We start from the raw sequence: 21,613 nt of genomic DNA on the forward strand, positions 1-21,613 counted from the left end.
GCGCTTATTCTGTTTTGATATTGCCGCGGATGCGCGCCAGACCGCTGCGGGTCAGGGGCGTTGCGCCCATGCGGGCTTCGAACTCAGTTTCGTCCAACGCCATCCACGCTGCGGCATCCATCGTCAGCGGGTCGAAGACGGGATCGAACGCCCGATTGGCGTGCATCGGCGCCTTCTGGTTGTGGGGACAGCAGCTCTGGCAGCGGTCGCAGCCGAAAATCCAGCCGTCGAGGTCGATTCCTCCGGACGGCTCCCGTTCGATGGTGTGGCACGAGATGCAGCGACCCGTGTCGATCACCTTCGGGGCGACGATGGCGCCCGTGGGACAGCTCTCGATGCAGTTGCGGCAGCGGCCGCAGCGGGACCCTTCGAACGGGGCGTCGTAGGCGTCGGCTTCGTCGGTCAGGAGCAGCTCGCCCAGCAGGACATAGGTGCCGTGGCGGGGCGTGACGAGCAGCGACTGGCGGCCTATCCAGCCCAGTCCGGCCTCTACGGCGAGCTGTTTTTCGAGCAGCGGGGCCGTATCGACGAACGCCCGGCCGCCGAGTCCGGGATCGGCGGCTTTGAGATGTTCCAGCATGCCGTTCAGCATTCCCTTTATCGTCGTGTGGTAGTCCGCCGTGCAGGCATAGGAGGCGATTTTGGTGCGGTGTCCGGGGGGATACCCTTCGCCGATGCGGTTTTTGTAACTTACGGCGCAGACCACCGCCGTACGCGCCCCTTCGACGAGTTTGCGCGGATCGGCGCGTTTCTCGACATTGCGTTCCATGTAGGTCAGCGACGACTGATACCCCTTGCCCAGCCACGCCCGGAGCCACGCCTCGTTCTGAGCCATGTGGCCGCAGGGCGCAAGGCCGCAGAGATCGAATCCTGCGTCGGCGGCAAGTTTTTTGATGTGCTGATAGTCGAGCATAGTGATAAATTTGTCCCAAAAATAGTGTTTTTTAACCGGAAATTAGTAATTTCGCCCCAAACTTTCACGTTATTCGGACGTAGTTGAAAACGAAAAATTATGACCATCAATACACTTTACGAACTGGCTCGCAACAGCGTGGAAAAGTTCGCGTCGAAAGTCGCATTTTCGATGTTCGAAGGCGACGACGTGACTTACGCCGAGGTGGACCGTCGTATTGCCAAGGTGCAGGAAATCCTTACGGGAGCCGGCCTGCAGGCCGGCGACAAGGTGGCCCTGCTGAGCAGCAACATGCCCAACTGGGGCGTCTGCTACTTTGCCGTCACTTCGGCCGGCATGATCGCCGTGCCGATTCTTCCGGACTTTTCGGGCGAAGAGCTGGACATGATCATCGAGCATTCGGAGGCCCGTGCGCTGCTCGTCTCCGACAAACTTTTCACCAAACTTTCGAAAGAGACCATCGGACGGCTCAACGTCGTGGTCCGCACCAAGAACCTCGGAGTCATCGTCCAGCAGGTCCATGCCCAAGGTTCGACGGCGGTGCCCAAACCCGATGATCTGGCGGTCATCATCTATACTTCGGGAACTACCTCCAAGCCCAAGGGCGTGATGCTGACCCATTCGGCGCTTTGCGCGCAGGTGGGCATTTCGTCGAGCATCTTCCCCGTGCAGCCCGACGACGTATTCCTTTCGGTGCTGCCGCTCTCCCATACGTACGAATGTTCGATCGGCATGATCTATCCCTTCTCGATGGGCGCGCAGGTCGTATATCTGGACCGTCCGCCCACGGCCTCGGCCCTGATGCCGGCGTTGCGCGCGGTGCGTCCCTCGGTGATGCTGATCGTGCCGCTGATCATCGAAAAAATCTACCGCTTGCAGGTGCTCGCCAAATTCAAGTCCACCGGATTCTGGCGCACGCTCTATAAGATCGGCTTCATGCGCCGTTACCTGCACCGCGTCGCGGGCAAGAAACTGCTCAAGCTTTTCGGCGGCCGCCTGCGTTTCCTCGGAATCGGCGGCGCGAAGCTCGACGGAGACGCCGAAAAATTCCTGCTGGAGGCCAAGGTGCCTTACGCCATCGGTTACGGACTTACCGAGACTGCGCCGCTGCTGGCCGGTGCCGCGCCCTCGCAGGTGCGGCTCGGTTCGACCGGTCCGCAGGCTCCGGGCGTCGAACTGCGGCTGGAGAATATCAATCCCGATACCCGTCAGGGCGAGATCGTGGCGCACTCGCCCAGCGTCATGCTCGGCTATTTCAAGAATCCCGAAGCCACGAAGGAGGTATTTACGGCCGACGGCTGGTTCCGGACGGGCGACCTCGGCGAATTCGACAAGGACGGATGGCTCTATATCAAGGGGCGTCTGAAAAACATGATCGTGGGGCCGGGCGGCGAAAATATCTATCCGGAGGACATCGAAACCGTCCTCAATTCGCATGTCTACATCGCCGATTCGATCGTCACCGAACAGCAGGGCCGTCTGGTGGCCCTCGTGCACTTCAACCGCGACGAGATCGAAAGCATGATCGACGATTGGCGCGAGGAGTGGACCTCCAAGAAAGAGGCGTTGGAGGCCAAGACCGAACAGCTCAAAAAAGAGATTCTGGATTTCGTGAATGCCAAGGTCAACCGTTTCTCGCGTATCTCGGAGGTCGTCGAGGAGAAGGACGACTTCGTCAAAACCCCGACGCACAAAATCAAGCGTTTCCTCTACAGCAAGAAGAAGGAGTCCGGAACTCCGGGGGAGCACCCTGCCGGACGGCCCGAAACCAAATAGGGGCTTCGGATATTGTGGAATAAGAAATACCGCACTTTTCGGAGTGCGGTATTTTTTTTCTGTTTCTCTGCAACCCTTTTTGTCGGGCTGCGGTTTGCGCTTCTGTCGGTTGGCGTTTGCGCTTATTCCGGGCTGCGGTTTGCACTTCGCTTTGCGGTTTCCAGTCTGCGGTCCTCGCCTGCCTGCCGCGGTCTCGCTATCGGCCGGTCGCTGCTGCGGTATCGACGGTCAGGAACGGAACGCTCTCCGCATCGGGAAGCACGGCGCGTTCGGTCCGGGTCTGCACGATCTCCTTATAATGGGCCGAAAGATCCAGTTCGGCGCCTTCGCGGATCGTGAACGGGGCGATCGGTATGATTTTGCGTTCTTCCGCGGGGACTCCGTAATGTTCCGACACGATGCGCGAGAGGATCGTTTGCCGCTCGCCGAAGGTTTTGGTGATCTGCAGTTTTATCTTCCGGCGGGCGGGATCGACCGTCAGTCTGGCCCAGAATCCGGGGTAGTAGAGCGGCATGACGGCCTTCTCGCGGCCTTTTACGACCGGCGCCAGCCGGAGCTCCTGCGCAGGGACGTTCAGGCCCGCGCCTGCGAGCACGTCGGTCGAGAACCATACCACCGGAGCCGTCATGTAGGTCAGTTCGGCGGGATTCCACAGATTCTGGCACCAGCTCCAGCCCCGGCGCAGATTGACGAGCTGTATGTGGCGCATGATCTCCAGCGCGTCGTCGTAATACCCGGCCTGCATGGCGGCATAGGCCGTGTAGCTCTCCAGATAGAAGGGCCAGCACTGCGACCCCCGGTTGTCGATGCCGTGTCCCCGGCCGATGTCCCATACTTTGTTGGCGTAGTAATCAGGGGTCTTGGAGAGCGATATCTTGAACTGCGAGACGACCGACGCGCGGGTCATCGGCATCGGCACGACGTCGCCCCAGCCGCAGTAACGGCTTACGAACTGTCCGCCGAGCTGTCCGGTGAAAAGCAGGTCGTCGCGGCGGCCGGAGCCGTCCTTCTCGCAGCCGTAGGCGAAGAAGCGGCCGTTCCACAACATCCGGATCAGCTCTTTCTGCGTCCGTGCGTACTGCTCCTCGTAAGTCTTGACGCGCACTTCGTCGCCCATGGCCGCGGCGACCACGCGGGCGGCCTTGAGCGTGGCGAGGTAGATCGTCGCGCCGTAACTGTAGACGGGCGGATGGTGGAAGTCGTCGTAGGTGGTGCCGCCGATGGGAATCTCCAGCCCTTCGGGCATCAGCGAACGCAGGAACTCCATGCCGTTGTACACCCGTCCGGCGTAACGCCGCAGGTACTCCATGTCGCCCGTCTGCTCGTAATCCTTTGCGAGCTGGATGATCCAGCCTCCCGTGTTGTCGATCATCCAGCCCTCTTCGGTCGGGATGCGTCCGCCGACGGTTCCCATGCCGAAGTAATAGTGGCCGATGAAGTGGGTGATGTTGCCGCGGGTCTGCTGGGCGTCGGCGAATATCATCATCTCCGAACGGTCCAGCCGGGTGAAGAATTTCTGGTAGAAGGGGTGCGACGAGATGCGCTGGTCCATGGTTCCAGCCAATCCGCCCATGCCGCCTTCGTTGACGGTTACGTCTCCTTTCTTGTTGAGGATCATGTTGGTGTAGATGACGTACCCGCTGTTGATGAGTTTGAACTTATACCAGTCGGGCAGCGTGCTTTCCAACACGGGCCGCTGCCATTCGACGGTTTGCGCGCAGAGTCTCTCGCGTTCGCAGGCCCCGTAACGCACCAAAGATGACAGTCCCGAAAAGAAATTGTGGAAATAGCGGCCGTAATCGCTGCCTCCGGCCCAGTAGAATTCGGGCGGATCGCTGCGGCGGTCCACTTTGAGTTCGGGGTAGTACCACGCCAGCATGAAGCGGAACGTTTTCTTCTCGCCCGGCCGCAGTGTGGTTTTCAGGGCTACGGCGCTTCCGCACCGCTTCTCGCCCGGCGTCGAGAGCAGTGCGACGCCGTCGTCCGTTGCGTCGAATTCGCCGTTGCGGCGGAACGCCTCCCACGCCTCGTCGCCCGCGGCGAGGTCGTAGGCCGTGAGTGTCGAGAGCCGGGTCGCGGAGTCGGTCTGCGCCAGAACGGCCACTTCGTCGACGTAATTCTGGAAATTGGCCCGTTTGGGTTGCAGCGGGCCTGCCGCGAACTGCCGCACTCCGGCCATCGCGCCGCACTCCCATGTGCGGGCGAAGGTCTGCTCCAAAGGACGTTCGGGCCACTCTTCGCCGTTGCACAGCTCGTTGCGGCCCTGTCCGAAAAGCTGGCCGTCCATGCCTTCGATGCTTTCGGGTTCGCGGATGCCCCGTCCGATGAAATCCTCCCACGAGAAGGCCACGGCCGTCTCGCCTCCTTCGGCGGATTCCAGCTCGACGTCGAAGAACGCCAGCGGAAGGCTCGAATCCTTGACGTTGTGCGCAATGAGCGGAGAGCAGGCGCGGATTCGGACTTTTACGCCCGGAAACACCTCTCCGGGATCGAGTTCGGCGCGGGGGAACAATCCGGTGTAATAGGTCGTGGAAACGCCCTCCATGCCGTATTGCACCAGCGTGTCGCGCACGAGCCTGCGTGCGTCCGCCGTGCCGCCGCTGCGATGCCAGAGCGTGAAGAACGATCCGGTGCTTTTGCGGATGGGCAGGTGTATGTTGTTCATTCCGATCCGGACGAAGCGTCCGTCGGGTGCGAATTGCACGTTGCCCGCCCCGATGCCACCCAGCGGCACGCCGCTGGCGGCGGGGTGGTTTTTCAGCCGGAGGCAGTCGAAATCGGTGCGTCCGCCCAGAAGTCCCTGCGAGGGGATGAAACGTACGTTGGCTGCGCCGGCGCCGTAGTCGGTTTCCTGCGCGTGCAGACCGGCGGCCGTGAAGAGCAGGCAGAGCGCCGTGTTCAGGAGTTTGATTCGCATGGCTTCCGGGGTTTTACTGCATGATGACCGATTCGAGCTGCCGCATGTAGGCGGGATCGGTGGCGGTGAAGCGGAAGCGGCCGTTCCAGCCTCCCCATAACTGGCCTACCTTGAGCAGAACATGGTTCCAGCCCTTTTCGAGCGGAATGCCTTCGATGCGCTGCGGCAGAGCGGGGTTGTCCTGCCGTTTGATCGCGTTGTCGAGAAGGTTGCTGTTGACGTATACGGCCAGTTTGTCGTCCACCGCGAATTCCAGATCGAGACGGGGCATGTTGGGCTCCAGCAGCAGGTTGACCAGCGACCGGGGGCTGAACAGCCAGAAACTCAGGTAAACGGCGCAGTCTTTCTGCTCGCCCTTGAGGTTCATCGTTTCGAAGTTCCAGAATCCCTCTTCGTTGCTGTCCACGGCGCCCCAATATCTTCCGGAGGTTACCGCTCCCGGCCGCAGGTCGGCCGCCGGAGTGCCTTCGAGGTAGTCGCGGGCCATGACCTCGTCCATGCTTCCGCCGGCATAGGTGCCGCTCAGCAGGGCGTGTACGACCGTGCCGTTCCGGTCGAGCGCCGCCGGGATATGGCGCGGGCGGCCGTTGAACCGTGCGCCCAGATTGTGCAGCATTTCATGGATCAGCGCACTGCCCTTGTTGCCCAGCACGAAGGGGTCGATCGCCGAGAGCAGCAGCTCGCCCCGGCCGGCCTCGCCGCGGAGCAGTACGCTGCCGAGCGGCTTGCTCTCCCGCTCGCTGCGGAGCACCTGCCCGGTTTTGATGTTCTCTTCCTGATAGTTCCATTTGCTCCAATCCGTGTTGCAGGGGTCGAGCAGGGTGGCGTAGGCGTCGCCGGAGGGCATTACGAAGCTGGAAACCGGCTCTTTGGTCCGTTCGTTGAAATAGAGCGTCGAAAGGTCCTGACCGTTGAGCAGCGAGTGTTTGCCGCGTATGATGTAGCTGGCGGCATTGCGCGGAGTGAGCGTCACGGCGTGGCCGCCGAGCTTTTCGACCAGCGGAAGCGCCGCGGGCGAGATGTTCCATACCAGCAGGGTGCTTCCGGCGCCGAGTGCGGCGCGGAGCCGTTCGACGAGGGCCGGATCTTCCGCCGGGCGGATGCCGTCGAGCAGGATGAGCTGATTGCGGCGTGTGTCAAGCGGCCGGAATGCTACGGACAGCTCTTCGAACTGCCTTTCGGCCTTCGACTCCGGATCGGCGGAGATCCAGACGACGTCGCGGGCGGCCGGAACCGGTTCGCTGATCTCGGTGTGTTTGCGTACGGCCCATTTGTTGGGCTGGGCGGCATAGGTGTCGCTGAATGCGGCTTTCACGCCCTCGAACAACGCCCACGGGCGGTACAGCGGAAGCCGGGGATCGTAACCGGGGTTGAATGTGGTGGTGTAGGGGCCGAGCCGTTCGGGCTGGACGCCCGGAACTCCTTCCCGGTAGGGGCCGAACCAGATGCCGTCCTCCGCTTCTACGGGACGGGTGATGTCGTTGAGTCCGATTTCGAGCGGCTGCACGCCGTACCACGCGAGGTTGAAAATCGAGGCGTAGCAGGCATCCAGACCGCGCTGCATGGAGATCGTTTCGAACGCTTCGCCCGCGAGTCCCTCCATGCGGCCTTCCTGCGATTCGAAGGCGCGGTCGCCGTTGACCACCGAGACGTGGGCCGGGGTTCCGGCGTAGCACATACCCATCTCGCCGACGCCCCACGGTTTGCCCTTGCTCTTCCATTCGAGCATCAGCGGCGTGTTGCAGTAGTGGCCGATGACGGTCGGCAGGTCGGTGTCGGTCTGGGTCTCGCCGTCGCCCGAAATCCAGTTGCGCGTATGGTCGCATTCACGGGTGATGCGCACCCATTCGTTGATCTCGGCGATGTTGCGTTCGACGATCGGTTCGGGGGCGTGGACTACGTGCTTGGTGACGGCCAGCATCTCGTTGCAGACGCTCCAGCCGAATACCGAGGGGTGGTTGCGGTCGCGCAGGACCATGCCTCTGACATGGTCGCGGCATGCCTGCCAGAAGGCTTCGGCATCGACCTTGGGACCGCCGTCGCTCGACCACATGGCGGTTTCGTCCAGCACGCAGATGCCCATTTCGTCGGCCATATCCAGATAGAAACGCGGGAAAACCTGCGCATGCAGGCGTACGGCGTTGGCATTGGCGTCCCTGAGCATGCGGTACCACGAGTAGGCGTACCGCCGCGTCATCTGCGGAATGCCCATGAAGTGCCACGAATCGCCCTTCAGCTCGATCACTTCGTCGTTGAGGTAGAACCGTGTGCCTTTGAGTCGGAACTGCCGCCAGCCGAAGCGCGTGTAATCCCTGTCGGCGATTCCCTTTTTGCCCTGCATGGAGACGGTCATGCCGTACAGCGCGGGATTGGCGGGCGACCATTTCTCCAGCCGTCCGTCCGGAACGCCTTGCAGCGTCACCTTGTTTTCGCCCGGTGCGAGCGTTACGTGCCGCGCGGGATAATCCAAGGCCGGAGCGTCGTCGAGGTGCCATGCCGGGACGGGAAATGACAGCGCCGAAGTGTCGGCGTCGTTGTGCCAGCGGCGTACGTCGGCGCTGAGCGCGACGCGCTGCGGCTTGCCGGTCGTGTTGAGGATTGTCAGCTCGGCGGAGAGCCTGTCGCCGGCCACGTCCGGGTCGATGTAGGTGTCGGCGATGTAGACCTCCGGATAACTCAGCAGGAAGACGTCCTGCCAGATGCCCGCAATGTGGTTGCCCCAGAACGAACCGCCGATGTAGGGCCTTTTCCCGTATTTTCCGGGTTCGTCGAACAGCGATGCGCGGGCGACCCACACCGTGACTTCGATCTCCTGTCCGGGACGTGCGTAGTCCGTGATGTCGGCGGAGAAGGGCAGGAAGAGGTCGAAATTCTCGCATACGAGGTTGCCGTTGGTGAATACGCGCGCATATCCGGCGACCGCCTCGAAGTGCAGGATTATGCGGTGGCGGTCCCAGCCGGCGGGTATCTGCACCTTCTTTTGCAGCCATGCGGCCTGCACGTGCTCCCAAGCCTCCGGGTAACTGGGATAGGCGACGAAGTCGCCGCCTCCGCCGCGGGAGAAGCCGTTGACGTTCCACGGCGAGGGAACCTTGCACTCCACGGCGTCCCATACGGGGGTCGTCGGGTAGGTTTGCGTCTTGAGTTGTTCGGGCGTCATGCCTTCGGTCTTGACGGGCATGAACTTCCAGCGGCCGTTCAGGCAGATTTCGTCCCGGCAGGGACGTTCGGGAGTCGCAACGAAACCCTCTTGGGGCGCAAACGGCCGGTCGAACCGGGTCTGCGACTGCGCGGAATTTTCCGTGCCGTACAGACCGCCCAGCAGCAACAGTAGCGGTAGCAGTTTTTTAGTTATGGCGGATAATTGTTGATCGGTTGGTTATTTTAATGCGTGTTTTCTTGCAGGTAGTTTTTCAGCAGCAGGTAATTGTTCCATAGCCGCTGGTTGATCGAGGTCAGGATGCCCATTTCGCCGCGTGACCCGGTGCGCGAAACATAGGTGCGGATCAGCTCTTCGACGGGGGCGGATTCCAACTCGCGGAGCGCCGCGGCGCAGGCTTCGCGCGATGCGGGACGGTTCTCCGCAAGGGTTTTGTCGCGCAGCTCCCAGCCCGGAGCCATCGCCCGTACGACCTTGTCCAGCAGCAACTCGAACGAGAGCATGGCCCGGAAACTTTTCAGGTTGCGGCGCTGCTGCGGCGTCTGCTCTTTGTCCTGCACGGCGTCGATGGCGTCGATGATCCCCTGCCGCGAAGCGGCGTTCGCTTCGTCGAGCACTCCCCAGTCGGGGCGGAATGCGAAGTACTCCGGGGACTGCGGTCCCTCCCATGCGTTGGCCGTATCGACGGCGGCCATCAGGGGCGCGAGTGCGGCGGCGGCCTGCGCGCCGAAATCCTCTTCGAAATACTCCTTGTAGAGCGTTTCGACGGTCGTGTCGTCCGACGTGCGGGCGTAGCGGGCGAACGTGCGGAAGTTATAGCGGGTCTCCGCCGTGCGCCAATGAATGGCCGCCACGCCCTGAAGCCCCTGTTCGCGGGCCAGCTGTACGTGGTCTCGCATCTTGCCCACGCGCGGCTGCTGGTGCCACATCTGGTTGTCGCCTTCGAGCCACGGCACGGCCCAGACTTTGCGGTGGCGGGCGATGTCGGCGAGGAATCCGGGCTGTCGGGTGCGTCCCAGATCGGGGTTCAGACAGCTGAAGACAACCTCTTCGGGCAGCGCCCGGTCCAGTCCGCGCAGGATGCCCGGCAGTTGGCCCCCGCCGCCCCAGCCGCCGATGATCAGCTTGGCGCGGGAGCCTTTCTGCCGGAGATGATCGAGCGTGCGGCGGATGTATTCGAGCGACCACACGCCCACGAAACGTTCGCTGTCGCTCTGCGCCTCTTCAAAATGGCCCGATTCCCGGCGGAACACCTCCGCGAAGGCGGGGTCGCCCAGCGCCTGTTCGACGACCACGCCCAGAAACGAATGTTCGTTGAGTCAGAGCCACACATAGTCGATGTCGGGATAGTTTTCCAGCAGGTCGTCGAGCGCCGCCCGGTGCAGTTCGACCGAGGTCGGATGGCACGGATTGGGGACCATGTTGCCTGCGCCGAGCCAGAAGAAACAGCTGCCTGCGGCGTAGAGCGAGAAATATTCGGGCGGCACGACGCCGAATTCGAAGCCCATGGCCATTTCGATATCCCGGTCGTGGGCCATGCGCAGTACGTCGCGCATCAGCCGCTGCGTGTTGCGGTAGTGTTCGTCGGGTGTTTTCGAAATCAGGGAGCAGTCGCTGCCGAAGGCTTCGGCGCCGCGCGGTACGTCGAGCGCCCGCTGCGAGCCGAACGCAAACTCCTTGAGCCGGAGCGGCAGTGCGCCCCAGCGGCAGCTGAGCGAGTTGTCGAGCATGGCCTGCGGCACGATGCCCCGGTAGGAGATGCGCACCATCGGTTCGACGTAGGTGGCGTAGCGTTCGCCGCCGCCCGTGTAGTTGTGAAAACCGATGAAGTTGATGCCTTCGGCTTCGCAGTTGTCGAGGTAAACCTCGTAATCGGCTTTGTTCCAAGCCGTCGGGCCGCAGAGGAAGTTGTGCCACGGCAGCACGCCGCGGATTTCGAACGGCTCGGCCGCGAATCCGGCGGACGCCAGACAGCAGCATGCCGCGATGAAAAGGTGTTTCATGGCCTGTTGCGGTTAGAGTTCGACGGTGATCGTGCGTTTGTCGCCTTTGATGCCGCGGACCCAGATCCACGAGGCGTTTCCGATCAGTTCGGTTTCGTAACCCTTCGGGTTGTTCTGCAGACGGGGGAACGGGCCGAAACGGATGTCCGTGCCTTCGAACCTGCCGATGCCTTCCAGCTCGACCGTGCAGCGGCGCAGCCAGCGTTCGTGGCGGACGGTGAAGCGGATGCGGTGCGTCCGCCCGTCGGCGTCGGTGACAGGCCAGTCCACGCACTCCATCGTGTCCCACAACCACGGCAGGCGGGGCATGAGCGTCAGCCTGCGGCCTTCGCAGCGGACGCCCGCGACGATCGAGAATGCTTTGAGAATCTCGGCTTCCTGCACGAGATTGCCCTCGTCGCCGGGGTTTTCCATGATCTCGCGCCGGCCTTCGGAGTGGACTCCGACGGTGATCCGCCGCGATCCGAAGGATTTCGTCCTCACGGCAGGCGGCGATGCGGAGTATCTTGCTGCCGTGCGCGGGCTTTACGGCAAAGGGAAGCAGGCCGGGACGCTCGAATTCAAAAAACATTTCTACCTCGAACGGGGACCTTACGAGATCGTGGCCGTCGTCGATGAAAATGCGGATACGGAGCCTTTCGTGCTGGAAGGGAAATTCATCGACCTGTTCGATCCGGCGCTTCCGGTGCTGACGCGCCGTGCGGTGCTGCCCGGTACGCAGGCGCTGCTTTACAATCTGGACAAGGTCGCCGATCCCGGCCGGCCGCAGGTATTGGCGTGCGCCGCCTGCGTCGAGACCGAGCGGGTGGGGCGGAACGGCTACTCGTTCATGGTCAAGGGGCCGGCTCAGACGACCAACGTCATGCGGGTACTGCTGCCCCGGAAGCCGGTTGCGACGGACGTGACCCGAAGCGACGGAACGCCCGTGGCCGATCCCGGTTTCGAGTGGGACGAGGAGTCGCACACCTGCCTGCTGCGGTTCGAGAATGCGCCTGAGGGGGTGAACGTCGCACTCGGATTCTGAGGCGGAAGCTTCGGCGCGCTGTCTGTCCGCTTTCGGACGGCCTGCGGAAAAAACGCACACGCCCGGCAACTGCATTGCCGGGCGTGTGCGTTTTTTCCGCTATTGCGGGTCTTTATTCGTTCATGCCTTTGGGAATCAGCGTCGTGTCGGCCTGACGGGGCTTGTCGCCGACGTCCACGAGGTTGTCTTCCGAGACTCCGAACGAACGGTAGTAGGTGTTCAGCTCCGCGACGACTTCCTTGCGTCCGGCGTAGGTCGCCAGATAGTAGATGTCGCCCAGCTGGTCGAGTTTCTCGTCGAGGATCGGCGATACCATGTCGCCCTGCGTTCCCTCGAAGCGTAGGTAGTACTCGATGTATTCGATCAGCGTTTGGGCATACTCGCGCAGCAGGGCGTCGCCCTTGGCGGCGGCCTCTTCGACGCCCATCGCCGATGCGGCGTAATAGGCTTCGAGGAAGGGGTAGGTATTGGTGTCGGTGAAACGGATCTGCCACGTAGGCATCCTTTCGAGTCCGAGGTCGAGCAGCTCGACCGCCTCCTGCGCCCGATCCTGCCGCAGCAGCTCCTTGGCGACCCGTGCGAAGGAGTCGCGTGCATGCGATGCGCTCAGGTTATACTGAATGAAGTAGTCGGCGTATACCCTCGGATCGGAGAGGTTGCCGTATCTGAAGGTGTCGCGCAGCAGCGGCGCCGCATAATCGGCGTCCACGCGCCCGATCTCCCACGGATTCTGCACCGGGGTGAGGATCGGCACGAAACGGTAGGCGTAGCCGTCGAACTGGAGGTAATCCATCAGTCCGAAATCCTGCAGGATGTAGACCTGCGTCATGTAGATAGGCCGTTTCCAGTCGAAGTTGGCCAGCATGTCGAGAATCATCAGCTGGTTCTTGTCGATCGAATTCTTGCGCAGGTTGATGTAAACCGTGTCCACCATCTTGTCGCGGTCCTTTTCGGCGACGATGCCCGATGCGATGGCGTTCTCCTTGTTCACCGGCAGCGCGATGCGCTTGGTCGGGATGTAGTCCACCATCGAACCGTCGGCCATCTTGATCTTGGAGTCCGGATGGTCGGTGCGGATAAAGTCCATCACCTCCTTGATATCGACGCTGCGGTTGACGCGGTCGTAAACCGGCACCCAGTCGTTTACGAAGGTGTATTTGCTCTTCGGCAGCGAGAAGGGCACGCCCGGCGCCTTGTTGGCCTTGGTCTTCATCTCGTCGATGTACCATTCGCCGCCCAGATAGGAGGTGTTCATGATGCGCACGTCGGGACGTACGCCGTAAACCTCCTGATTGTTCCACAGCGGGAAGGTGTCGTTGTCGCCGTAATTGAGGATGATCGAGTTGGGCAGCGTGGACATCAGGTAGTTCCAGCCGATGTCGCGCGCCATGTAGCGGTGCGAACGGTCGTGGTCGTCCCAGTTCTGCGCCGCGAGGATCGTCGGGACGACCATGCAGACCGCCGTCGCGGCAACTGCCGCGGTGACGTTTTTACGCTTGGTGAGCCATGCGACGAGGTCGCGGACCGCCAGCACGCCGAAGCCGATCCAGATCGAGAACGCATAGAACGAACCCGCGTAGACGTAGTCGCGTTCGCGCGGTTCGCCCGGCGAGGTGTTGAAATAGAACACCAGCGCGATGCCCGTCATGATGAAGAGCCAAAGGACGATCGAGAAGTTGCGTTCGTCGCGGTTCAGCTGGTAGATCAGTCCGATCAGTCCCAGCAGGAAGGGCAGGAAGTAATAGGTGTTGCGGCCCTTGTTTTCGGCGATTTCGCGGGGCAGGTCGTCCTGCGGGCCGAGGAATTTCTCGTCGATCCATTTGATGCCCGACAGCCAGTTGCCGTCGGTGATCTGCGTGCGTGTGGGCTGTATGTCGCTCTGGCGTCCCACGAAATTCCACAGGAAGTAACGCCAATACATGTACGACAGCTGGTAGTTGAAGAAGAAGTTGAGGTTCTCGGCGAACGTCGGCTCGACGATCGTGCGGTCCTCGTAACCGTCGTTGTAGAGTTTCTTACGGCCGAAATCGACTACCTCGCCCCGTATGGGACGGCCCTGTTCGTCGCGGAGGATTTCACCCTTGTCGTCGCGCATGACGTCGGTCCGGGTGCGGTAGGCGCCCCACTGCTTGTACTCCTTCTCGCCTTTGCGGGCGTCCCACATGCGGGGGAAGAAGTGTACGAATTCGGGGGAGTGGGTGTAACCCGTGATGACCGAAGCGGGTTTGTATTTGCCGTCCTCGTCGAGGTAGTAGAACGATTTTTCCTTGTAGCCTTCGGGCGGCGCGGAGTAATAGGCGCCCAGCAGCAGCGGACGGTCGCCGTACTGGTCGCGGTTGAGCATCGACAGCAGTGCGTGCGGGTTGTTGGGGTTGTTGCTGTTCATCGGCGGATTGGCCGCGGCGCGGATCGTCACCGACGCGTACGACGAGAAGCCGACGAGCACCATCGTCGTCGAGAGCAGGATGATGTTCCAGACGACCTTGCCTTTGCGGTGGGTGTACCATGCGGCCCAGCCGCAGCCCAGAATCAGCGCCAGCGCGAAGAGCACGATGCCCGAATTGACGGGCAGGCCGAGCGTATTGACGAAAAAGAGATCGACCATCGCCCCGACATAGACCGTGTAGGGGATGATGATGTTGTTGATGAAGAGCAGGATGGCGCCCGCGATCAGCGTGGCGTAGACCATGCCTTTGAAGGTCACCTTCTCCGTCTTACGGAAATAGTAGATGAATACCAGCGCCGGAATGGTCAGCAGGTTGAGGATGTGCACGCCGATCGAAAGGCCCATCATGTAGGCGATCAGCACGATCCAGCGTGACGAATGGGGTTCGTCGGCCTCCTCTTCCCATTTGAGCATCAGCCACACCACGAGCGCCGTGAACATCGACGAGAGGGCGTATACCTCGCCCTCGATGGCCGAGAACCAGAACGTGTCGGTGAAGGTGTAGGCCAGCGCGCCGACGATGCCTGCGCCGAGGACGGCCAGCGTGTTGGCCTGCGTCAGCTCACCGCCGCCGCGAGTCACCAGGCGCCGTGCCAGATGGGTGATGGTCCAGAACAGGAACAGGATGCAGAATGCGCTGGCGATGGAGTTCATGGCGTTTACGGCCACTCCCACGTAGTCGGGATTGCCAAAGGCGAACAGGGTCGCCAGCCGGGCCAGCATCATGAACAGCGGTGCACCGGGAGGGTGCCCGACTTCGAGTTTGTAGGAAGTTGCAATGAATTCCGAGCAGTCCCAGAGGCTCGAAACGGGTTCCATCGTCATCAGGTAGACCGCGGCGGCGATGGCGAAGACCGCCCAGCCGACGATGTTGTTCCAGCGTTTGAAGAATGTCATATTGTTTTCGGTATGTTCGCTTTGTTTCGTGCAAAAGTAATCATTTAACGGCGAAATCCAATCAATATTACCCGCCGAGGCGGAAAGTTTTTATTTTTAGGGCTTTTCGGCGGCCGGGCCGCGGGGGCTTCTGTTTCAGGCTCTCTGCCGGAGGCGGCAGGCGCTGCGCGGGCGGACGCCGGTCGTCATTCCCCGGTCGCGGCAGGGCCGCCGTGCGGCGAATGCGGTCGGTTGTTTTTGCCGCCTGATTTTTCGTTATGTTTCCGATTTTGTTTAATTTTAACGAATAATTGTCCGTCCATGAAAAGAACGCTCTCCGTTTTTCTGCTCTTCGCGGCCGCATGCGGCCGCGTCGAAGCTCCCGCGCCGCTTTTTCCGGTGCCGAATGCCCGTCAGCTCGCTTGGCAGCAGCTGGAAACCTACGCCTTCGTCCATTACGGGCTCAATACGTTCAACGACATGGAATGGGGGTACGGCGATACTCCGGCTTCGACGTTCGACCCTGCGGATCTGGATTGCGACCAGTGGGTGCGGACGTTCCGGGCCGCCGGAATGAAAGGCGTGATGCTCACGGCCAAGCACCACGACGGGTTCTGTCTCTGGCCTTCGGCCTATACCGAGTACAGCGTGAAGAACTCCCCGTGGCGCGGCGGCAAGGGGGATTTGGTGCGGGAGCTGTCCGATGCCTGCCGCAGGCACGGACTCAAGTTCGGCATCTATCTTTCGCCTTGGGACCGCAACCATCCGGAATACGGGCGGGAGGAGTATGTCGCTTATTTCCACAACCAGATGCGCGAACTGCTCACCGGTTACGGGCCGCTTTTCGAATACTGGTTCGACGGCGCGAACGGCGGCGACGGCTGGTACGGCGGTGCGGACGAGAAGCGCAGCATCGACGCCAAGACCTATTACGGCTACGAGCGGGCGCGCCGGACGATCAACGAACTGCAGCCCGGAGCGGTGATTTTCGGCGGCACGTGCGCCGACATCCGCTGGATAGGCAACGAAGAGGGCCGGGCCGGACAGACGAATTGGAGCATGGTAAAGGGCCGCGGCGATGAACGGCTCAATGATTTCACCTGCGGCGAGTCCGACGGCGATACATGGCTGCCGGGCGAGTGCGACGTCTCGATACGTCCGGGCTGGTTCTATCATCCGCGGGAAGACCACCAGCTCAAAAGTCTCTCGCGGCTGATCGACATCTATTATGAAAGCGTGGGGCGCAACGCCAATCTGCTGCTCAATTTTCCGGTCGATCGCTCCGGCCGCATCGCCCCTGCGGATTCCGCGCGTATCATGGAGTGGCGCCGTGCGCTCGATGCGGAGTTCGCGCACGACCTTTTCGGCGAAGCCCAAGCGACGGCCGACAACGTGCGGGGCGGGGCGCGCCGGTTCTCCGCGGCGAAAGCCGTCGACGGCAGGGCCGATACTTACTGGGCTACCGACGACGGCGTGACGGCGGCGACGCTCTCGCTGCAGTTTGAGCGGCCGCGCCGTGTGAACCGCATTTTGCTTCAGGAATATATTCCGCTCGGACAGCGCGTCGGACGCTTTGCCGTCGAATGGCTCGACGGCGATACGTGGCGGCCCGTCGAAACCGCGGAGGAAATGACGACGATCGGATACAAGCGGATCATTCGTTTCGCAGGGGTCACGACTCCGGCGCTCCGCGTCCGTTTCGGGCAGGCCCGCGGTCCGCTCTGCATCTCCAATGTGGGAGCCTACGATGCGCCCGTGCTGCTCGAAGAGCCGCGCATCGTGCGCAACGGTGCGGGCGAGGTGACGCTCGCTGCGGGCGATACGCAGGCGGAGATCCGCTATACGCTGGACGGGACGGAGCCGGGGCCTTCTTCGGAGCTGTACGCGAAACCTTTTCCGATGACGGGCCGGGGCGTTGTCAAGGCGCTTGTCCGGGACCCGGAGGACGGTCGTATGAGCGCCGTGGCTTCGCGCGGGTTCGATATTCCCTGTGGGGCGTTTCGCGTGAAGGAGCTTCCGGACGAAGAGGCCGTCGGGCTTTTCGACGGCGATGTCTCGACTGTCGTCTATCTGCCCGCGGGCGTTGCGGGGTTCTCCGCCGATACGGGGGAGGAGCGGACTTTCAGGGGATTTGCCTACACGCCCGACCAAAGTCGCTGGGCGAGCGGCGTGGTGACCCGCTATCGCGTGTCGGTCGACGGCCGTACGGCGGCGGAGGGCGAATTCTCGAATATCGTCAACAATCCGGTGGAGCAGGTCGTGGAATTCGAGCCGCTGCGCGGGCGTACCGTCCGGTTCGAGGCGCTGTCGCTCGCTGCGGGCGACCGTCCCGGCATCGCGGAATTTTCGGTTCTGACGGAATAGTCGATATGCGTGTGTCGGATGGACGGCGCTATCTTCGGGGCTGCCGTTCATTTGTTTGGGAACGGCGTGCGCACGCCGTTTGCGGCGGTTCCCGGAGCCGGGCTTTGATCCGGACGGTCCGGCCTGCCGTGCGCCCGGCGGTGTCTTTTGATTTGCAGATAATTGATTATCTTTGAGCTGGAAAATGGAGATGTTGTTATGAGAAGAGTTTGGATGGTGTTTGCAGCGGTTATGATTTGCTGGGGCGTGCAGGCCCAAGAGGGCTTCGACGCCAAGATGCGCCGGGCGGGGCTGGTGGATGTGCTGGCCGTGGATTCGACGCTGCGGGTGAAGCTGATGTACTCGGCCCCGGATAATTTCATGCGCCGCGACGTCTACGGCGATCTGGAAACCGCCTACCTGCTTCCGCATTTCGCGCGCAAGGTGGCTGCGGCGCAGCGGCTGCTGCGGGAGCGTCGTCCCGGATGGCGGCTCTTGGTGTGCGACGCCGCGCGTCCGGTCAGCGTGCAGCGGCAGATGTACGAGTTGGTCAAAGGTACGCCGAATCAGGTGTACGTCGCCGACGGAACGCGCGGCGGACGCCATAACTACGGCGTTGCGGTCGATGTGACGCTGCTCGACGAGACCGGCGCTCCGGTCGATATGGGAACTCCGGTCGATTTCTTCGGCGACGAGGCCCACACGGGCAACGAACCCGCGCTGGCGGCCGAGGGACGCATTTCGGCCGAAGCCTGTCGCAACCGCCAGCTGCTCGGAAGCGTGATGCGCGAAGCGGGGCTGGTGCCTTACCGCCGCGAGTGGTGGCATTACGAGGAGCCGATGGCGATGTCCGAAGTCCGGACCCGGTATAAGTTATTGGATTTCTAATCCGCGGAGGGCTGCTTTCGGCGCACTCCTCCGGATGACAAAAGGGCCGGTTGTCCGGCCCGGTTTCTGTTTTCGGCGCTTCCTTTTCAGGGACGCTTCCCCGCTCCGGGATGCTTCTCCTTTTCAGGGACGCTTTCCTTTTGCTGGGACACTTTGCTTTTCAGGAGCGCTGCCCTTCGGATTTCCGGTCGCTGCGTCTGCGGCGGTGCGGCCTGCGGCGGCCCGGTTCGCGGTTTTCGGACGCTTGTCCTCCGCCGTTTTGCGGTTGCGGCGCGTGTGCGCTCTGGGCCTGTCCTTCCCGTTTCGGGGCGTTTCGCCTGCGTCGGCGCGGCCCTTTTGCATCTCCGCTTTGTCCGGCCGGTGTCCGGCCGGCGGCGCCCTGCGCGGCCTGCTTCGGTGCGGCCTGCTTGGAGGATTCCTGTTTCCGCGGGGATTTCGTGTCGGTCTGCATGCCCGGCGTGAGGCGTCCGGAATCGGGATCGAGGACAAGTCCGGTCAGTTTCTGGATGTCTTTCAGCAGCGGGCGTTCGTCTTCCGAGCAGAATGCGATCGCCGTGCCGTCGTGCCCGGCGCGTCCCGTGCGTCCGATGCGGTGTACATAGGTTTCGGCCACTTCCGGCAGGTCGTAATTGATGACCAGCGGCAGTTCGCTGATGTCGATCCCCCGCGCGGCGATGTCGGTGGCGATCAGTACGCGGCAGCGGCCCGCCCGGAAATCGTTCATGGCCCGTTCGCGGGCCCCCTGCGACTTGTCGCCGTGGATGGCGCGCCCCTCGATGCCCGCTTTGGTGAGGATGCGGGCGATGCGGTCCGCGCCGTGCTTGGTGCGCGAGAAAACCAGCACCGAGCCTTCGGAGCGTTCGCGCAGCAGGCTGATGAGCAGGTCTTTTTTCTCGGCCTTTTCGGCGAACATGACGCTTTGGCTGATCGTCTCGACGACCGACGCCGGAGGAGTGACGGTGACGTGCACCGGGTCGTGGAGCATCGAATTGGCCAGCGTGACGATGTCCGAGGGCATCGTCGCCGAAAAGAAGAGCGTCTGCCGCTCTTTGGGCAGCAGCGGAAGTATCCGTTTGATGTCGTGGATGAAACCCATGTCGAGCATCCGGTCGGCTTCGTCGAGCACGAAGAAGCGGATGTCGGAGAGCGAGACGTATCCCTGTCCGATCAGGTCGAGCAGGCGGCCCGGCGTGGCGACCAGCAGGTCGACGCCGCGCTGCAGGGCGTCCACCTGCGGACGCTGGTTGACACCGCCGAAGATCACGCAGTGGCGCAGGTCGGTGTAGCGGGCGTAGTCGCGGCAGCACTCGTCGATCTGGATAGCCAGTTCGCGCGTGGGCGTGAGCACCAGCGCCTTGATGGGGCGGCGTCCTTTGGTGCGGGGCCGGGCCGAGAGCAGCTGCAGGATCGGCAGCGTGAAGGCCGCCGTCTTGCCCGTTCCTGTCTGGGCGCAGCCCATCAGGTCGCGTCCTTCGAGTGCGGGCGGAATGGCCTGCTCCTGAATGGGCGTGGGGGTGACGTAGCCCTTCTCGGCTACGGCGTGCATGATGGGTTCTATGAGGTTCAGTTCCTTGAATGTCATTGCATATCGGTTTTATTCCGGTTCTGGGAGCCGGATAATTCGTATTGTCGCATAATATACGGTAGGGAAAAACGGGTGGCGTCAGACCGGCGCGTGCTATTATTGTCGCCGCAAAGGTACGATTAATTCCGCGATTCTGGCGCATGTCGATTAAATTTCTTATTTTTGCGGTAAATTTTTTCGGATAATTATGGAATCGAAACTCGTACTTTACAATACGCTCACCCGCCGCAAGGAGGAGTTCGAGCCTTTGACTCCCGGCCGCGTGGGCATGTATGTCTGCGGCCCCACGGTCTACGGCGACCCGCATCTGGGCCACGCCCGTCCGGCCGTGACGTTCGACCTGCTGTTCCGCTACCTTAAGGCCTGCGGCTACAAGGTGCGTTACGTGCGCAACATCACGGACGTGGGACATCTGGAGCACGACGCCGACGAGGGAGAGGACAAAATCGCCAAGAAGGCCCGGCTCGAACAGCTGGAGCCGATGGAGGTGGCCCACTACTACACGGAGCGTTACCACCGTGCGATGGAGGCCCTGAACGTCGAGACGCCCTCGATCGAACCCTATGCGTCGGGACATATCATCGAGCAGATCGAGTTCGTGAAGAAGATTCTGGCTGACGGGTTCGCCTACGAGTCGAACGGCTCGGTCTACTTCGACGTGGAGAAGTACAACCGGAAATACAATTACGGCCGGCTTTCGGGCCGCAATCTCGACGATATCGTCGCCAACACCCGCGAGCTGGACGGTCAGAGCGACAAGCGCCATTCGTACGACTTCGCGTTGTGGAAGAAGGCGTCGCCCGAACATATCATGCGCTGGCCTTCGCCGTGGAGCGAGGGATTCCCCGGCTGGCATATGGAGTGCTCGGCCATGAGCACCCGCTATCTGGGCGAGCGTTTCGACATCCACGGCGGCGGCATGGACCTGATGTTCCCGCACCACGAATGCGAGATCGCGCAGTCCACGGCGGCGCTGGGCCACGATTCGGCCCGCTATTGGGTGCACAACAACATGATTACGATCAACGGCCAGAAGATGGGCAAGTCGCTGGGCAACTTCATCACCCTCGAAGAGCTTTTCACCGGCAGCCACAAACTGCTGGCGCAGGCCTATTCGCCGATGACGATCCGTTTCTTCGTGCTGCAGGCGCAGTACCGCTCGACGCTCGACTTCTCGAACGGGGCGCTGCAGGCCGCCGAGAAGGGACTCGACCGCCTGATGAAGGGCGTCGAGGCGCTCGGCAGGATCAAGCCCGCCGACGTCTCGACGGTCGATCCGGCCGAACTGGAGGGACGCTGCCGTGCGGCGATGGACGACGACCTGAATTCGCCGATGGTCATTTCGGCGCTGTTCGACTGGGTGCGCGTCATCAACCAGCTTGCGGAGGGCCGGCAGACCATCACGGCCGCCGACCTCGAAACGCTGAAGACGACCGTTCGCCGCTATGCGTTCGACATTCTCGGCCTGCGCGACGAGAAGGCAGCCGGCTCGGCTTCGGGCCGCGACTACGTGACGCCGCTGGTCGAGATGCTGCTCGATGAACGTCTGAAGGCCCGCGCCGCGAAGGATTGGGCCGCTTCCGACCGTATCCGCGACGGGCTGGCCGCCGCCGGAATCCGCGTCAAGGACCGCAAGGACGGCAGCGACTGGGAGCTGGAATAGCTGTCTCCCGATTTTCGGG

Annotated in this window: 11 protein-coding genes and 1 pseudogene; 5 read left to right on the forward strand and 7 right to left on the reverse strand. The window is 62.2% G+C overall.

Annotated features, from left to right (window positions below; genetic code table 11):
• Positions 1 to 4: 4 nt before the first annotated feature.
• A complete protein-coding gene (gene queG, locus ACESTR_RS12560; protein WP_014774552.1) occupies positions 5 to 913 on the reverse strand; it encodes a tRNA epoxyqueuosine(34) reductase QueG in 909 nt (302 codons plus the stop codon).
• Positions 914 to 1,012: 99 nt separating this feature from the next.
• Between queG and ACESTR_RS12565 the strand changes: the two genes are divergently transcribed.
• The gene (locus ACESTR_RS12565; RefSeq protein ID WP_302270085.1) at positions 1,013 to 2,689 is read left to right on the forward strand and encodes an AMP-binding protein; all 1,677 of its coding nucleotides are present in this window, start codon (positions 1,013 to 1,015) and stop codon (positions 2,687 to 2,689) included.
• 196 nt (positions 2,690 to 2,885) lie between these two features.
• Here the strand turns inward: ACESTR_RS12565 and ACESTR_RS12570 are convergent, their stop codons facing one another.
• The 4 genes and pseudogenes from ACESTR_RS12570 to ACESTR_RS12585 all read right to left on the reverse strand — a co-directional run bounded on the left by ACESTR_RS12570 (position 2,886) and on the right by ACESTR_RS12585 (position 11,183).
• Complete coding sequence (locus ACESTR_RS12570; RefSeq protein ID WP_302270083.1) at positions 2,886 to 5,606, reverse strand: GH116 family glycosyl-hydrolase; 2,721 nt, start codon at positions 5,604 to 5,606, stop codon at positions 2,886 to 2,888.
• A gap of 13 nt (positions 5,607 to 5,619) precedes the next feature.
• On the reverse strand, positions 5,620 to 8,934 hold the full coding sequence (locus ACESTR_RS12575) for a glycoside hydrolase family 2 protein (protein ID WP_373179339.1): 3,315 nt from the start codon (positions 8,932 to 8,934) through the stop codon (positions 5,620 to 5,622).
• A gap of 56 nt (positions 8,935 to 8,990) precedes the next feature.
• Positions 8,991 to 10,769 (reverse strand): annotated as a pseudogene (locus ACESTR_RS12580) (hypothetical protein).
• 12 nt (positions 10,770 to 10,781) lie between these two features.
• Positions 10,782 to 11,183 carry a hypothetical protein gene (locus tag ACESTR_RS12585; RefSeq protein ID WP_014774551.1) on the reverse strand — a complete coding sequence of 134 codons (402 nt, stop codon included), beginning with the start codon at positions 11,181 to 11,183 and terminating at the stop codon, positions 10,782 to 10,784.
• On the opposite strand from ACESTR_RS12585, the gene ACESTR_RS12590 reads away from it, so the two are divergent.
• Positions 11,182 to 11,793 (forward strand): hypothetical protein, encoded by a 612-nt coding sequence (locus ACESTR_RS12590; protein WP_279183282.1) that lies wholly within the window; start codon positions 11,182 to 11,184, stop codon positions 11,791 to 11,793. The genes ACESTR_RS12585 and ACESTR_RS12590 overlap by 2 nt on opposite strands.
• A 112-nt stretch (positions 11,794 to 11,905) precedes the next feature.
• Here the strand turns inward: ACESTR_RS12590 and ACESTR_RS12595 are convergent, their stop codons facing one another.
• Entirely contained in the window at positions 11,906 to 15,136 is a 3,231-nt protein-coding gene (locus ACESTR_RS12595; RefSeq protein WP_278713879.1) for a DUF2723 domain-containing protein, read from the reverse strand.
• Positions 15,137 to 15,436: 300 nt separating this feature from the next.
• Between ACESTR_RS12595 and ACESTR_RS12600 the strand changes: the two genes are divergently transcribed.
• The gene (locus ACESTR_RS12600; protein ID WP_014774549.1) at positions 15,437 to 17,479 is read left to right on the forward strand and encodes an alpha-L-fucosidase; all 2,043 of its coding nucleotides are present in this window, start codon (positions 15,437 to 15,439) and stop codon (positions 17,477 to 17,479) included.
• A 198-nt stretch (positions 17,480 to 17,677) separates the two neighbouring features.
• On the forward strand, positions 17,678 to 18,346 hold the full coding sequence (locus tag ACESTR_RS12605) for a M15 family metallopeptidase (RefSeq protein WP_014774548.1): 669 nt from the start codon (positions 17,678 to 17,680) through the stop codon (positions 18,344 to 18,346).
• A gap of 160 nt (positions 18,347 to 18,506) precedes the next feature.
• On the opposite strand, the gene ACESTR_RS12610 is transcribed toward ACESTR_RS12605, so the two are convergent.
• Positions 18,507 to 19,928 carry a DEAD/DEAH box helicase gene (locus tag ACESTR_RS12610; RefSeq protein ID WP_278434033.1) on the reverse strand — a complete coding sequence of 474 codons (1,422 nt, stop codon included), beginning with the start codon at positions 19,926 to 19,928 and terminating at the stop codon, positions 18,507 to 18,509.
• A 190-nt stretch (positions 19,929 to 20,118) separates the two neighbouring features.
• Here ACESTR_RS12610 and cysS point away from each other — a divergent pair, with 190 nt between their 5' ends.
• Positions 20,119 to 21,594, forward strand: a complete 1,476-nt coding sequence (gene cysS / locus ACESTR_RS12615; RefSeq protein ID WP_288299006.1) for a cysteine--tRNA ligase — start codon at positions 20,119 to 20,121, stop codon at positions 21,592 to 21,594.
• Positions 21,595 to 21,613: the final 19 nt, after the last annotated feature.

The sequence above is a fragment of the Alistipes sp. DJF_B185 genome (assembly GCF_964250025.1).
Taxonomy (GTDB): domain Bacteria; phylum Bacteroidota; class Bacteroidia; order Bacteroidales; family Rikenellaceae; genus Alistipes; species Alistipes finegoldii.